Raw genomic sequence first — 15,405 nt, 5'->3', positions numbered from 1 at the left:
CTTCCATGACGCTCAATATCGGTGTAATTGGCACGGGCGCGATCGGTCGCGAACACATTCGTCGTTGCAGCCTGGTGCTGCAACATTCGCGTGTGGTGGCGCTGAATGACATCAACCGCAGCAACTGCGAGCAGATCATCCACGATTTCGGCATTCAGGCGGAGATTTACGACAACGCACATGATCTGATTAACGCGCCAGAGGTGCAGGCGATTCTGGTCACCTCGTGGGGCCCAACCCATGAAGAGTTTGTGCTGGCAGCGATCAAAGCCGGCAAGGCGGTGTTCTGCGAAAAGCCGCTGGCGGTCACCGCGCAGGGTTGTATGAACATCGTGGAAGCGGAAATCGCCGCCGGTAAGAAGCTGGTGCAGGTCGGCTTTATGCGTCCTTACGACGCGGGCTACCGCGCGCTGAAAGCGGTGATTGAGAAGGGTGACATCGGCGAACCGCTGATGCTGCACTGCGCGCATCGCAATCCCGAAGTCGGCGATTCCTACACTACTGATATGGCGATCACCGATACGTTGATTCATGAGCTTGATGTGCTGCGCTGGTTGCTGAAAGATGATTACGTTAGTGCGCAGGTGATCTACCCGCGCTCAACCAGTAAAGCCGCCTCGCATCTGAAAGACCCGCAAATCGTGCTGCTGGAAACCGCCAAAGGCGTGCGCATCGACGTCGAAATCTTCGTTAACTGCGCTTACGGCTACGATATTCAATGTGAAGTGGTCGGCGAAAGCGGCATTGCGTGCCTGCCTGAACCGATGTCGGTACAGACGCGCAGCGCGGCCAAACTCTCCACCAGCATTCTTACCGACTGGAAAAAGCGTTTCATCGATGCCTATGACGTGGAGTTGCAGGACTTCATCAATAACGTGTTGTCGGGTGAGATGACCGGCCCGTCTGCTTGGGATGGCTTCGCTGCGGCGGTTGCTGCCGATGCCTGCGTTGCGGCGCAAAAATCCGGAGACATCGTACCGGTCACTATGCCAGCGAAACCGGCGTTTTATAACTAAGTTGCTTTCCCTTCCTTAAACGCGCGTTAGGTTGAACTGGCGCGCGTATTATCGCGTATCACACTCTCTTTTCAGCGTTTTCCCGTGTATCATCGCCGCCTTTAAGATGTTTTGTAGGGAATAAGTGATGACGGAGATGACATTGTCCCGCCGCCAGCCTTCCGTATGGTGGGGCGCGATGATTATTTGCGGCACCGTGGTGGGCGCAGGGATGTTTACGCTGCCGGTGGTGATGGCGGGCGCGTGGTTTGGCTGGGCGATGATGTTACTGCTGATCAGCTGGGGCGGCATGTTGCTGTCCGGCTTGTTGTTTATGCGCGTCAGCCTCACGTATCCGCCGGGCGCTGGATACGACACTTTAACCAAAGATTTGCTTGGACGCGGCTGGGCGGCGCTGAACGGCCTCAGCATCTTATTCGTCCTTGGCATCCTGACATACGCCTACATTTCAGCCAGCGGCCCGGTCTATCAGCACTCAATCAGTCAGTTGGGATTACCCATCTCAACCGCGGAAGCCAAGGTGTTGCTGACGCTGTGCGTCGCCGTCGTCGTTTGGCTCGGTACGACGGGCGTCAGTCGCTTGATGACCTTCTGCGTGCTGGCGAAAATTCTGCTGTTGATCGTGCTGTTTGGCGGCCTTCTGACGCAGGTGAACGTGCCGTCGTTACTGAGCGGACCCGCTGCCGGTGAACGTTACTGGCCTTATGCACTCGGCGTGCTGCCGTTTTGTCTCGCTTCGTTTGGTTACCACGGCAACATCACCGGTCTGGTGAGCTATTACGGCGGCAATAAGCAGAACATCACGCGGGCTTTGGTGTTGGGAACGCTGCTGTCGCTGGCGCTGTATCTGTTTTGGCTAACCAGCACCATGGGAAATCTACCGCGCGCCGCGTTTCCTGAGATTGTGAAGCAGGGCGGCGATATCGCTGCGCTGATGGCGGCGCTGCGTGCGCATCTGCACGTCAATGCGCTGGCGCTGATGATGTCGATCTTCTCGCATTTCGCCGTGATTGCCTCATTCCTTGGCGTCACCGCCGGTCTGTTTGATTTCATCGCCGATCGTCTGGGATTCGGGAATTCATCCGTCGCACGCCTGAAAACCGCCAGCCTGACTTTCCTGCCGCCGTTACTTGCCTCGATTTGGTGGCCGAATGGCTTTGTCGCCGCGATTGGTTTTGCCGGACTGTTTGCTACCTTGTGGGCGGTGATCATCCCCGCACTGCTGGCATGGAAATCTCAGCAACGCTGTTCGCTGGCGGTGGCTTTTCTGTTGGTGTTTGGCGCGATGAATATATTGGCCTGGCTGTTGAGCTGGTTTGGGGTGTTACCGGAATTTGGTGGCCGTTAGAGTGAGAAGAAGACAACGTCAGCGCGACGTTGTCTTCAATTTAATGCGTAGAACCGGCTAATACGTTAAGGGCATGCGAGAAGAAGTCGCGCCGACCAAAATTCCCCGATTTAAGCGCCAGCGCCAGCGGCCGCTCGCCCTGAGCAAACAGGGCGGGCACGCCAGGATCGATTTCACTTCCAACCTGCAGCGAACCCAAATTTAACGCGCTGACCACCGCGCCCGAAGTTTCCCCGCCGCCAACCACTAAGCGCTGAATGCCTGCTTCAAGCACCAATTTGCGTGCCGTATCACCAAATAACCGATCAAGGCGTTGCGAGATGTTGTGTTGGCCAAACTGCTGCTGCGCTTGCTTCACTACTGCCGGATCGCCTGAGGAATAGATCAGCGGACAACGTTCCTGATGGGTGAGGATGAAGTCCACGAGATCGTCAGCATCAATACGTTCCGCCATCACATCCTCAATCTCAATGGCCAGCACCGCATGCTGTTTTTGGTGTTCCTCTATTTGTCCGCGCGTCGCACCTGAACAACTGCCAACTAAAATGGCGCTGGAACCTTTAATGGCAGGAAACTTACTGTTATTACCTTGTGCTTTACCGGCGCTGATAAAGTTGTGCGGCAGGGCAAGCGCGATGCCCGATCCACCACTGATCAACTTCTCTCCTGCAGCGGCGATGCCGATCAGCGTTAAATCGTGATCGCTGAGGGCATCCACCACCACCAATTGCGTTTCCTCATCTGTTTGGTCTTGCAGTATCTCGCGCAGTGCTTCACTGCCTCGCACCACTTGCTGCCAGCCAATGTGGCTGACGCGCGTTTTCGCCTGGCGCGCCAGCAAACGGCGGATGTCCGCATCCTTCATTGGCGTCAGAGGATGATGCTCCATACCTGATTCATTCAGCGGACGGTCATGCACAAACAAATTGCCCTGATAAAGCGTACGGCCCATCGCGGGAAATGCCGGGCAGACAATCACATTGCGCGCCGCTAATCGCTGAGCCAGCGCATCGAGTACCGGACCAATATTGCCGGCATCGGTCGAGTCGAAGGTCGAGCAATATTTAAACACGATCTGCGCACAGCCTTGCTGCAACAGCCATTCACAAGCAGCCAGCGATTGTTGAACGGCTTCCTGTGCTGGCAAAGAGCGTGATTTCAAAGCAATGACGCCTGCTTCCACCTGTTCCTCGGCAGGCTGTTGCGGTACGCCAAGATATTGCGTCGTGCGCAATCCGCCTTCGCCCAGCAATCCTTTCGACAGCGTGACGGCGATATCGCTGGCACCGGTAAAATCATCGGCGATGACCCCAATCAGCATGATGAGCCTCCAATCGCTAACTGCATTTTTTTTACCGCGGCATGCGGTGCCGTTAACACCGGAATCGAGACTTTTTCACGCACGGCGTCGGCGGCGCGCGAGGTGGAGAAGTGAGCCAGCATAATTACATCGCAGTGACTTAACTGCGGCGCGAACTCTGCGACCAGACGATTGTGGCTGGCGACGTCACCTTTACGCAGCAGGTCAATGGCATCCGGAACCAGCACGCTTTCCAGCGTTGCGGATGAACCAATCTGTTCGGCATAGTGATAAAACTCATCGCACATCGTCACTAATGACGGACCAAAGGTCGCCAGCATGCCGATGCGTTCGCCTTGCTGCAGCGCAGCCTCGAACATCGCTTCATTCGGTTTCAGCACCGGCACCGGCAACGCCGCAGAGAGTTCATCAATCGCCGGGCCAAAAGCTGAACAGGTCACCAGAATTCCTTGCGCATTCATCGCATAACCGTAGCGGCCAAAAGCAACAAAGCGATCAATCAACTGGCGTGAAAGCTGTTCCTCTTTAGCGCGATCCAGCGTCAAACCATCATCCAGCAAATTCACCACTTCAGCCTCTGGCCAAAGATCGTTAAAGGCTTCCTGAATAGAGGGCATCGCCACCGGCGTGGCATGCAGTAAAACTATGCGTTGGCTCATCATTTTCTCCGACACTAGCGATACACAAGTGAATTACAGCACACCATACCTGAGGCGAAATGAAAATGTAAGGGCTTACATTTGTCTTGATAAGGTGATGCTCGTCACACAAAAAAACTGCGTATCTGTCAGGATAGAAATGAATGCATTCGTCTGAATGCCTATTTTGAAATCGCTTACTTTTAGCTAACCCTGAGAACGCACTATGACCATTCGTGGAGAAACCACCGCTATTAACGTTAACGTGACACCCGAAGCGCAGGTGCGCCCTGCGAATACGGTGCCGCGCCATTTTCGTGATCTGCTGGCGCTGGAAGATTTTGAACGCCATGCGCGTAAGCGGTTGCCGAATATGATTTATCAGTATGTGAAAGGCGGCGTGGAAACCGGCAGAGGACTTGCTGCCGCGCATGAAGCTTATCAGCAATATGTCTTTGTACCGCGTATGTTCCGCGATGTTTCGGGCCGCGATCAGCGGGTGAATTTATTGGGCCATGACTGGGCGCATCCCTTCGGTGTGGCTCCGCTTGGTGGCGCGTCGTTTGTCAGCTATCGCGCGGACTTAATGCTGGCGAAAGCCGCACGGGCCATGAATGTGCCGATGATCCTGAGCGCCTCATCACTGATTCCGCTGGAAGAGGTGATCGCCGCTAATCCGGACGCCTGGTTTCAGGCCTATCTGGCGGGCGATCAACCGCGCATCGATCGATTAGTCGATCGCGTTGAACACGCAGGCTATAAAACGCTGGTGGTGACCGGTGATACGCCGATGCTGGGTAATCGTGAACACAATACCCGCAGCGGCTTCAGCATGCCGATAAAAATCACGCCGAAAGTGATGTGGCAAAGCGCCATGAGTCCGCGCTGGCTGCTGGGCACGGTGGCGCAAACCTTCCTGCGTCATGGTGCGCCGCACTTCGAAAATACCGATGCTGAACGCGGCCCGCCGATGATGTCGAGCAAAGTGCGTAACACCAATGCACGCGACAAACTCAGCTGGAAGCACGTTGAAGCGATCCGTAAAAAATGGAAAGGCAATCTGGTGATTAAAGGGCTGATGTCGCCGGATGATGCCTTCATCGCGCGTGATCTCGGCGCCGATGCGGTGATTCTCTCCAACCACGGCGGCCGTCAGCTGGATCACACGGTGCCACCGCTGCATACGCTCGCTGAAATCGCGGCGGCGAAGGGCAATATGAAGGTAATTATTGATAGCGGCATCCGTCGCGGCACCGATGTGATGAAAGCGATGGCGCTGGGCGCGGACTTCGTGTTTCTTGGTCGTCCATTCCTGTATGGCGCGGTGATTGGCGCTCAGGCGGGCGTTGAACATGCCATGCATATCCTGCGGGATGAAATCGATCGCGATTTAGCGCTGATTGGCGTAACACGGCCTGAGCAACTTAATGCTGCGCTGCTGCGTCGCGCCCCCTTTTTCGCACGCGAGGATTAATCATGGCGTTAACGATTTATAGCGCGCTCGCACTGAGCGCGCCGTTTAACACGCTGGTTGCGCAATGGCAGTTGCAACATCCCGATATACCGCTGGCGATACGCTGGCATCCCAGCACCATTATCGAAAAAGAGCTCAACGCCGGCGCCGAAGCGGATGTGGTGATCGCCACGGTTGAGACGCTGGACCGTCTGACACAATCGGGTCTGGCGGATGCGGGCACGCGCATCGAACTGGTCGATTCTCCCATCGGAATTGCGGTGCGGGCGGGCGCTGCACAGCCTGATATCAGCAATCGCGAAACGTTGATTCAGACTTTGTTGGCTGCGCGTTCGGTGGCCTGGTCAGAAGCCGGAGCCAGCGGTGTCTGGTTCTCGCAATTGTTGAAACAACTCAACATTGATACGGAACTGCGCGCGCGTGGCACGGTAATTCCTGCAGGTTTCACCGCCGAGCAGCTGGTGCAGGGCAACGCTGACCTGGCAGTACAGCAGATCAGCGAACTGCTAATGGTGGAGGGCATTGATGTCGTTGGACCGCTGCCAGCGGGTACGCAGCAGGCGATTTCGCTCTCGGCAGCGGTGTTAAGCCGCGCCCGACAACCGGAGCAGGCGCAGGCATTTCTGAGCTGGCTGAAAACGCCGTCAGTTACGGACGTGTTCAACCGTTTCGGCATGGACAGGCGCGATTAGCGTTCCTGACGGGGCACCGAGCCGCTGCTGCCCCGGACAATCAACTCGGTGCTTATCTGCGTCTGCGTTTGCGCAGGTAAGTTATTCAGCGTGTTCAACAAATAGTGCGCCGCGTGTTCACCAATCGAGGCTAAATCCACGCGCATGGTGGTCAGCGGATGCTCAAGATGCTCGGCGTATTCATAGTCGTTGAAGCCCACGATGGAGACATCATTCGGAATGCGCAGATAACGCTCGCTCGCCGCGCGCATGGCACCAAACGCCAGCAGATCGTTCCCGCAGATGATGGCGGTGGGCGGCTGCGGCGCATCGAGTAAACGAAACACCGCTCTGCGCGCATCATTCATGGTGAAGGCGTTATCAATTAAATGCGTATCCGGCAGCGTCAATCCATACTGCTGCAGGGCGCGGCGCGTACCGTTCAGACGTTCTGAAATACGATCGTTCGAAGGCGGCGTGCCGACAATCACCGCAAAGCGCTGATGCCCTAATCCCAGCAAATGCTGCGCCAGGGTTTCAGCCGCACCCTCGCTGTCATAACCGACACAAGGTCTTTCTCTGTCTTGCGAAAAGGTCTGCACGCAGGCGATATCCTGCTGAATGATGCGCTCCCACAGTTTTGGATGATGGGTATTGCCCACCAGCATCAAACCATCGATACCGTACTCAATCAGCTTATTGACTTCTTTCAGCTCGGTTTCCGGATCAAAGTTGGAGTTGGCCAATAGCAGCGTGTAGCCGGCTTCATGAATCAGTTGCTGAAACGCCGCCAGCGGACGCGAAAAGGTTTCTGTCGCCAGCGTGGGGACCACCGCGCCAATTGTCATGCTGCGTCGCGAGGCAAGGGTGCGCGCGGCGCGGTTAATCACATATCCCAACTCCTCGCAGGCCTTTTCCACCGCTTCACGGCGTGACGCTTTGACCGTGGTGCTGCCGTTCAATACGCGTGAAACCGTCGCCGTTGAAACGCCAGAGAGACGCGCAACATCATCCAGTGAAACGCGGCCAGATCCATTTTGCTTCTCACTCATCAAGTCACTCCTGCAGAAAGAGTGAGCTTGCCCACAAAAATTGCAGACAACTCACAATCAATTTTGAAAGCGCTTACTTTTGGCTTGACTGAATTTTGTAATCGCTTACTTTTGACATCATGTTATCAGTTTGGGTGTGCCTGCTCACGTTTTTTTAACAGGTTCGCGAACTGTCACCCCCAAATTTAACCCCAACGCGGGCTGCAGCCGCTCTACGGCCGCAGAACCTCGTTAACCCTATATAAATCATAAAGGAATTCACCATGCGCAGATATCCACGAATTCGCTGGCTGATGATCGTGTTCTGCTTTTTCGCCATCGCAATCAATTACATTGATCGTATCAACCTCGCGATCGCCGCACCGCACATCAAAGCAGATTTAGGCCTCGATGACACCAGCATGGGACTGATTCTGGGCGCCTTCTTCTGGACCTATGCGCTGATGCAAATTCCGGCCGGACGTCTACTCGATCGTCTTGGAGCGCGTGCCGGACTGGCCATCGCCGTCGGATGGTGGTCGTTGTTTACGGTGTTTACCTCGTTTGGTAAAGGGTTCACTTCTCTTTTTGCGGCGCGCTTAGCATTAGGCCTGGGCGAAGCAGGAGGAAATCCGGGCTGTGTCAAAGTGGTTTACAGCTGGTTCCCGAAAAAACAGCGTGCAACGGCCAGCGGGATCTTTGATGCCGGTCCGCGTGCCGGCAGTGCGCTGGCGCTGCCGCTGGTTGCCTGGCTGATCAGCGTGTGGGATTGGGAAACGTCCTTCATCGTGACTGGCGCATTAGGACTGATTTGGGTGGTGATCTGGTTAGTCTTCTATCGTGAGCCTGAAGAGATGAAAGGCCTTGATGAAACTGAGCGCCAAAATCTGCTGGAAGATCGTGCTTTGCCCACCACGCAGGCCGACGCCAAAGTTGAACTGTGGTCACTGTTCCGCCATCGCAACGTGTGGGGAATGATGATTGGTTTCTTCTGCATGAACTTCGCTACCTATTTCTTTGTGACCTGGTTCCCAACCTATCTGACTGTGGCACATGGCTTCTCGCTGAAAGAATTGGGGACGCTGGGTGCGATCCCTGCGCTGATGGGGATTCCGGGAAGTCTACTTGGCGGGATTGTGTCGGATACCCTGTATCGCAAAGGATTTAGCCTGACGGCGGCGCGTAAAACTTGTCTTATCAGCGGCATGTTGCTTTCCAGCGTGATTGCTTTCGCCGCATTCACCGACAGCATTACGGTGATCCTGACGCTGTTTTCCATCACTTACGCCGGTTTAGCTTTTACCGCCGCCAACATTTGGACGCTGCCAGCCGACGTTGCGCCCGCCAGTAATTATGTGGCCACGCTGGGCGGCATTCAGAACTTTGCCGGTAACCTGGCCGGGATTGTTACGGCTTCCTTCACAGGCTTAATGCTGAGCCTTAGTCACGGGTCATTTGTGGTGCCGTTGCTGGTCGCGGGTGGCATCTGTGTGCTGGGTGCACTGACCTTTATGTTTGTGCTCGGCAAGCTGGAGCCATTACCGATTAGCTCCAAATCTGATGCCAACGTCATTGCCACCGCCAATCAATAACAGGAGAAACCACATGCAAAACGAACAGTCCTTACGAGAAGAGATTTGCCAGGTGGGAGCCGATCTGTTTAACCGCGGCTATACCACCGGCACCGCGGGAAACATCAGCGCTCGGCTGGAAGATGGCTGGCTGATTACGCCAACCGATGCTTGTTTGGGACATCTGGAGCCCGGCCGGATTGCCAAGGTTAATCGCGCCGGTGAATGGGTTTCGGGCGACAAGCCATCGAAGACTCTGCTGTTACATCGCCAGATTTATGATCGCAACCCGGAGGCGCACGGCGTGGTGCACACCCATTCGACGCATCTGGTGCAACTGACGTTAGCGGGTGTGTGGCAGCGCGACAGCATTTTACCGCCGCTGACGCCGTATCAGGTGATGAAAGTCGGTCGGATTCCGTTAATCGACTATCGCCGCCCAGGCCATGCCGATGTGGCTGCGCAGGTGGCTGAACTGGCCAATGACGTGCGAGGCGTGATGCTGGAGAGACTTGGCCCGGTGATGTGGGGCAAATCCGTTTCAGCGGTAAGCTTTGCCCTTGAAGAGCTGGAAGAAACCGCGCGCCTTTGGCTGAACTGCGTGGATAAGCCCGCCGCGCTGCCAGAACAAGCCGTATTGGAGCTGTGCGAACACTTTAATACGCGCTGGTAATACCCGCATTGTCCCTACAAAAACGAGATCTAAGATGAAAAAGACGGTAATAGCCGCAGGCATGATGCTTTTTGCATCAACGGTATTGGCGCAGGAGAAATCCTTTGTCTACGTATCCAACGGCGACAGCGGCACGGTGACGGCCTACGAACTGCAAAAGGCGCAGCGCCAGCTGAAACCGATTGGCGAATATCCCAGCGGCCTGAAAAGTATGCCGATGGTGGTTTCGCAGGATAACAAGACACTTTATGTCTCCGTTCGCAGTAAGCCTTACCATGTTTCGGCCTGGCATATTCAACCTGACGGCTCACTGCAGCATTTTGCGGATACGCCGCTGCCAGAGGCGATGGCGTATGTCGCGCTTGATAAGAGCGGGAAATTCCTGCTTTCATCTTCTTACGGCGGCGATCTGTTTAGCATCAATCGCATTGCCGCGGATGGTAAAGTTGAGAGTGCGCCGGTGCAGGTGGTGCATACCGGAAAACGTGCACATTCCATTCAGACCGATCCCAGCAACCAGTTTCTCTATGTACCGCTGCTGGGTGCCGATCAACTGCTGCAATACCGTTTCGATAGCCACAGCGGAACCGTTACGGTGAACACGCCAGCGTTTGTGAATATCCAACGCGAGTCGGCAACCGGACCGCGTCATTTCACCTTTGCACCGCAGCGGGACCAGAAGGGTGAGCAGAATCTCTATTTGCTGACCGAAATGGCCGGCAACATCTCGCGCCTGACGCTGAATAAAGATGGCACCCTGACGGAACATGAAGCGACACCGTCACTCGATCCAGCCATTGCCGCCAACATGCAGCGTGGCGAAGCGCGACCACTGACTGGCGATGATGATTTGCCAAAATCCGCCAAACCGCGTTTATGGCAAGCCGATATTCATATCACGCCGAATGGACGTTTCCTTTATTCCACCGAACGCACCAGCAGTCATATTACTGCGTTTCATGTATCACCGATCGATGGTCGATTGACGTTGATTAATAGCACGCCAACAGAAACTCAGCCGCGTGGATTTGCTATTGATAATTCCGGGCGCTATTTAATTGAATCGGGTCAGAAGTCGACACAAATTTCGCTCTATTCCATAGATCAAACCACTGGCAAACTGACATTAATTGAGCGCGTCCCTACCGGCAAGGGCGCTAATTGGGTCACTATCGTTGAGTAAATTTCTGCTCTACTTAATTCAATCGTAAGAAAAGGAGTGTTTATGTCGACTATTCGCAAAACATTATTCAGCACATTATTGTGCTCGACGCTGTTAAGCGCAGGATTACCGACACAAGCGGCTGAAAAAGGGGTTGCCACCGATCTGGAACCACTGCACCACGTCATTCTGGAAAATAAATACGTCACGGTAATGCGCGTATTAATTCAACCCGGACAATCGACGCTATTTCATGAGCAGCATCTGGATTATGTTAATACGCACATTGAGGGTAGCCCGGTCAAAATAGAATATCCCGACAAGCCGGTAAACATGACCGAAATGAAAAGCGGCAATGTTAAATTCGGTGAGCATCAAGGGAAATCGGATACGGATAAGGTCACCAATACCGGAAATAACGTCAATCATCAGGTGGCGTTCGAAATTAACATCCCAGGCCCGCAACATTTCGGTAACGCTTCGCGGCCTGCCAATGCCGCATTTAGTCAGGTGCTGGATAAGAAAACCGTCAGAGGCTGGAAGGTCACGCTCAAGCCTGGCGCCAGTACCGGCGAATATACGCAACACGGGCCTGGCGTGCGCGTGTTCTTCACCGAAGGGCGGGTACTGATTGCCGATCAAACTCATACCAATCGGGTAAAAGAAGTTTGGGTACATCCCGGCGATGCCTTTTTAACCGAGCCAGGTAAAGTCGATATAACGGCCGCAAGTGGCGAGAATATTATCTTCAATGATTATGAATTGTTATAGCACTGTTTGTATTTTGTGAATTGACGTTGTCTGATAATGTGCACTTCTGTTGGTTGCCACAGAAGTGCATTATTGTTTTTACCATACTAATAATTATTTACCGGAAGCAATTACAATGAAAGCAAGAAAGGTGAGACAGTGTTGTCTGCCTTTCGCGTTGAGCATTCTGATGTCTGCCACATTTTCAGCTCAAGCTGAAGATGCAGCTGAGTCTGCGGCTCTTATTGCGAAAGGCAAGTATCTGGCTATTGCTGCGGACTGTGGAGCTTGCCACACCGCACCGAATCAGGGCAAGGAAATGTCGGGTGGCTATATTATCTCCTCGCCGTTGGGGAATATTGTTGCCAGTAATATCACGCCATCAAAAACCGCCGGCATTGGCGATTATAGCGAACAAGATTTTGTTAAAGCCGTGCGAAGTGGCATTAATAAACAGGGGCAACATCTTTATCCGGCGATGCCTTACACCTCATACGTGAAAATTTCTGATGCCGATATGCACGCGCTGTATGTTTATTTTATGCACGGTGTAAAAGCAGACGATAATGTACCGCCAGCAACGGATTTGCCTTTCCCGTTTAATATTCGCTCAAGTATGTTCTTCTGGAATATGCTGTTTGCCGATAATAAGCCGTTTATTCCGGCAAAAGATAAATCTGATGTGGTTAATCGCGGTGATTATCTTGTCAATGCATTGGCGCACTGCGATACCTGCCATACGCCACGTAACGCGCTGATGGGGCAAAACAATGCTCAGGCCCTCAGCGGTGGCAGCCTGGGCAGTTGGTATGCGCCGAATATCACTCCCGATCAACAAGCCGGCATTGGCAACTGGAGCAATGCGCAGATCGCGCAATATCTCAAAACGGGCCATGTTGCAGGCAAAGCGCAGGCAGCAGGTCCGATGGCGGAAGCTGTAGAGCACAGCTTACAGCATCTATCTGATGACGATATCAAGGCGATAGTGGCTTATCTGCGGCAGATCCCCGTAGTGACTCTGGCCACCCATTCGCCACGCGACGCGCTTGGCAAACCTGCAACAGATGAAGCGGCGCTGCGCGCGGTTAAAAATCCTGATGCGGGCTGGCAGGTTTACGCCAGCTCTTGCGCTAACTGCCATCAGGCGGATGGTGCGGGCAATCACTTCTATCCTTCGCTGTTCCATAACACCGCCACCGGCGCACCGCAGGCCGATAACCTGATTGCCACCATTGTCTACGGCGTACATCGCCAGGCTGATGGCAAAGATGTGGTAATGCCCGCTTTCGGCCCGGATGGATTATTTACCGATCGACTGAGCGATCGGCAAATTGCCGACGTCAGCAACTACGTGCTGAAAAACTTTGGTAATGCTCAGCTGAACGTAACGCCTGAACAGGTGAAAACCGTGCGTGAAGGCGGCCAGCGCCCGCTGATTGCACGCCTGTCGCAGCCTGCTGTGTGGGGCGGTGGCGCGGTAGTTGTCATTATTTTACTGGTGCTGCTGGTTTCAATTTCGCGTAAGGGGAAAAAGCATGGCGCATAACCTTTCCCGACGTCGTTTGCTGCAAGGCATGGGTATTTTGTCACTCGGCGCGATGTGTAATTCCCTGTTCCCGGCGCGCGCTCTGGCTGCCGATCAGCTGGCTGAAAATGGTTTTCTGACCGTTTCGCAGTTCCTGGTGAGTCGCCCGGTCGGCCCGATTTTGGGGCAGCGCTATTTCGATGCCTTAAATCGCCATAATGCCGACTTCACACACCGGCTTAGCAGCCTGCAGGCATTGTTGCAGCAGCATAATTTTGCTCATGTCGACGAATTTCTTGCCGCATTTGGGGCCGATAATTCTGATTGGCAAACGGCAAAACGCATCATTTCTGCGTGGTACACCGGCGTTGTCGGCGACGGCAGCGATCTGGAGTTGATCGCGTATGCCGATGCGATGATGTACCTGCCCACCAAAGATATTCTGGTGGTCCCAACCTATGGCGGCGGGCCGTTCTACTGGGCAGTAACGCAAGATGGCAAAGTGGCAACCACAGGAGAAGGCGCATGAGTGCACAAAAAGTCGATGCCGATGTGATCATCATTGGCTCGGGCGTGATGGGCGGGTTGATCGCCTGCCAGATGGCGAAAGCGGGTAAATCGGTGATCATCCTCGAGGCGGGCCCGCGAGTCTCTCGTCAGGAAATCGTCGAACGTTTCCGTAATTCCCCATTCAAGATGTCGTTAACCAACATCAAATTACAGGGCGTGGGTTCGCCTTACCCCAATCCGCCGCATATTCCGTCCACCTACGGTGACTATTTGCAGCAGGTTGGGCCGGTTAAATATCCCACCAAATACCTGCGCGTTGTCGGTGGCACAACCTGGCACTTTGGCTCCGCGCTGTGGCGCATGATCCCCAACGATTTCAAACTTAACACCCTTTACGGTCGTGGCCGCGACTGGCCTTTTGGTTACGACGAGCTGGAGTCGTGGTATGGCAAAGCCGAGCATGAGCTGGGCGTTTCAGGCGTCGATGGACAAGATGAAAGTGGGCAGGGCGGCAAAGCCTGGCCACCGCGATCTACGCCATTCCCGATGCCGGGTTTACCAACCAGTTATCTGTTTGATCGCCTAACCGAGATGTTGGGTAAAGGCGGTTATAACCCGGTACTGGAACCGAACGGTCGCGCGACTAAGCCGTGGGGTAAGCGCCCGATGTGTGGCGGCAACAATAACTGCAATCCGGTTTGCCCCATCGCCGCCAAATATGATGGCTCGATGCATATTGATGAAGCGGAACGTTTGGGAGCGAGGCTGCTGGATAACGCGGTGGTCTACCGTATTGAAGCGGCGGATGACGGCAAAATCACCGGCATTTGGTATAAAAAGCCGGATGGTTCCGAGCACCATTTAACCGCCGACTACTTTGTGCTGGCGGCCTACGGTATCGAATCGCCCAAGCTACTGTTGATGTCGACGTCGGAGAAATATCCCAACGGCATCGCAAACTCTTCCGATCAGGTGGGGCGCAATTTGATGGGCCACACCGGCATTAGTATGAACGTGATGATGTCAGAAGATGTGTGGCCAGGTCAGGGGCCGACTGAATTACTGGTGTATCTGAACAACCGCGATGGCGCCTTCCGCAAGGATTTCCCCAGCTACAAGATCAAAGTGCGTAACACGGTGCCAACTGCAGATTATGCTGCATCGCTGATTGAGAAAGGCGTGCTGGGCTCCAAACTGGATGCTGAAATCCGCCGCCAGTCGGCGCGCTCGCTGAACTTTGCTATTGATTTTGAAACCTTGCCGCTGGCGGAAAACCGCGTTACGCCGAGCAAGACGAAAAAAGATGCGATTGGTATTCCGTTGCCGGAGATTTATTACAGCGTGACGGATTACTGGCATGCCGGGAAAGAAGCGGGCATCAAGGATTTTCACAGGTTTGCAGAGCTGCTGAATGCGGAAATATTATCGATCGATACTAAGTTTCAGGATCGCCAGCACATCATGGGCACCACCATTATGGGCGATGATCCCCACAATTCAGTGGTAGATCGCGATTGCCGCACGCACGATCATCCCAATATGTGGATTGCCGGGACCAGTGTGATGCCGTCGGCGTCATGCATGAACCCGACCTTGACCGGCGCGGCGTTGAGCTTGCGTTTGGCTGAGCATATGTTGCAGACCATGAAGTCGGAAGTAGCAGGTTAGGTGTGAATCGGTCGCCCTAATGGCGACCCTACGTTGGAGCGGTGCGC

General features: G+C 54.3%; 14 protein-coding genes. 11 read left to right on the top strand and 3 right to left on the bottom strand.

Annotated elements, in window-relative coordinates; translation table 11 throughout:
• Positions 1-5: 5 nt before the first annotated feature.
• Both ACFQW4_RS01570 and ACFQW4_RS01565 read left to right on the top strand, forming a co-directional pair.
• Positions 6-1,016 (top strand): Gfo/Idh/MocA family protein, encoded by a 1,011-nt coding sequence (locus ACFQW4_RS01570; protein ID WP_377723363.1) that lies wholly within the window; start codon positions 6-8, stop codon positions 1,014-1,016.
• Positions 1,017-1,143: 127 nt separating this feature from the next.
• Entirely contained in the window at positions 1,144-2,364 is a 1,221-nt protein-coding gene (locus tag ACFQW4_RS01565; protein WP_377723361.1) for an aromatic amino acid transporter, read from the top strand.
• Between the two features lie 40 nt (positions 2,365-2,404).
• Here ACFQW4_RS01565 and otnK read toward each other — a convergent pair whose 3' ends face one another.
• Positions 2,405-3,685 (bottom strand): 3-oxo-tetronate kinase, encoded by a 1,281-nt coding sequence (gene otnK / locus ACFQW4_RS01560; protein WP_377723359.1) that lies wholly within the window; start codon positions 3,683-3,685, stop codon positions 2,405-2,407.
• Entirely contained in the window at positions 3,679-4,344 is a 666-nt protein-coding gene (locus ACFQW4_RS01555; RefSeq protein WP_377723357.1) for an aspartate/glutamate racemase family protein, read from the bottom strand. Before ACFQW4_RS01555 ends, otnK begins: the two co-directional genes overlap by 7 nt.
• Before the next feature lie 205 nt (positions 4,345-4,549).
• On the opposite strand from ACFQW4_RS01555, the gene ACFQW4_RS01550 reads away from it, so the two are divergent.
• On the top strand, positions 4,550-5,797 hold the full coding sequence (locus ACFQW4_RS01550; RefSeq protein WP_008106273.1) for an alpha-hydroxy acid oxidase: 1,248 nt from the start codon (positions 4,550-4,552) through the stop codon (positions 5,795-5,797).
• Positions 5,798-5,799: 2 nt separating this feature from the next.
• Positions 5,800-6,489, top strand: a complete 690-nt coding sequence (locus ACFQW4_RS01545; protein ID WP_377723355.1) for a substrate-binding domain-containing protein — start codon at positions 5,800-5,802, stop codon at positions 6,487-6,489.
• Here the strand turns inward: ACFQW4_RS01545 and ACFQW4_RS01540 are convergent.
• Positions 6,486-7,520 carry a LacI family DNA-binding transcriptional regulator gene (locus tag ACFQW4_RS01540; RefSeq protein WP_377723353.1) on the bottom strand — a complete coding sequence of 345 codons (1,035 nt, stop codon included), beginning with the start codon at positions 7,518-7,520 and terminating at the stop codon, positions 6,486-6,488. The genes ACFQW4_RS01545 and ACFQW4_RS01540 overlap by 4 nt on opposite strands.
• A 263-nt stretch (positions 7,521-7,783) precedes the next feature.
• On the opposite strand from ACFQW4_RS01540, the gene ACFQW4_RS01535 reads away from it, so the two are divergent.
• The 7 genes from ACFQW4_RS01535 (at position 7,784) to ACFQW4_RS01505 (ending at position 15,358) form a co-directional block, all read left to right on the top strand.
• On the top strand, positions 7,784-9,091 hold the full coding sequence (locus ACFQW4_RS01535) for an MFS transporter (protein ID WP_110866923.1): 1,308 nt from the start codon (positions 7,784-7,786) through the stop codon (positions 9,089-9,091).
• A gap of 13 nt (positions 9,092-9,104) precedes the next feature.
• Positions 9,105-9,743, top strand: a complete 639-nt coding sequence (locus ACFQW4_RS01530) for an aldolase (RefSeq protein ID WP_061719469.1) — start codon at positions 9,105-9,107, stop codon at positions 9,741-9,743.
• 34 nt (positions 9,744-9,777) lie between these two features.
• On the top strand, positions 9,778-10,926 hold the full coding sequence (locus tag ACFQW4_RS01525; protein ID WP_377723350.1) for a lactonase family protein: 1,149 nt from the start codon (positions 9,778-9,780) through the stop codon (positions 10,924-10,926).
• 42 nt (positions 10,927-10,968) lie between these two features.
• Positions 10,969-11,676 (top strand): hypothetical protein, encoded by a 708-nt coding sequence (locus tag ACFQW4_RS01520; RefSeq protein WP_061719467.1) that lies wholly within the window; start codon positions 10,969-10,971, stop codon positions 11,674-11,676.
• Positions 11,677-11,791: 115 nt separating this feature from the next.
• Positions 11,792-13,201, top strand: a complete 1,410-nt coding sequence (locus ACFQW4_RS01515) for a c-type cytochrome (protein ID WP_377723347.1) — start codon at positions 11,792-11,794, stop codon at positions 13,199-13,201.
• The gene (locus tag ACFQW4_RS01510; protein WP_222183260.1) at positions 13,191-13,709 is read left to right on the top strand and encodes a sorbitol dehydrogenase family protein; all 519 of its coding nucleotides are present in this window, start codon (positions 13,191-13,193) and stop codon (positions 13,707-13,709) included. Before ACFQW4_RS01515 ends, ACFQW4_RS01510 begins: the two co-directional genes overlap by 11 nt.
• The gene (locus ACFQW4_RS01505; RefSeq protein WP_101761474.1) at positions 13,706-15,358 is read left to right on the top strand and encodes a GMC family oxidoreductase; all 1,653 of its coding nucleotides are present in this window, start codon (positions 13,706-13,708) and stop codon (positions 15,356-15,358) included. The genes ACFQW4_RS01510 and ACFQW4_RS01505 overlap by 4 nt, the downstream gene beginning before the upstream one ends.
• Positions 15,359-15,405: the final 47 nt, after the last annotated feature.

The organism is Pantoea sp. GCM10028869 (assembly GCF_042666835.1).
Classification (GTDB): Bacteria; Pseudomonadota; Gammaproteobacteria; order Enterobacterales; family Enterobacteriaceae; genus Pantoea; species Pantoea leporis.
The sequence above is the reverse complement of the archived record's forward strand: the minus strand, read 5'-3'. Positions and strand labels throughout refer to the sequence as shown.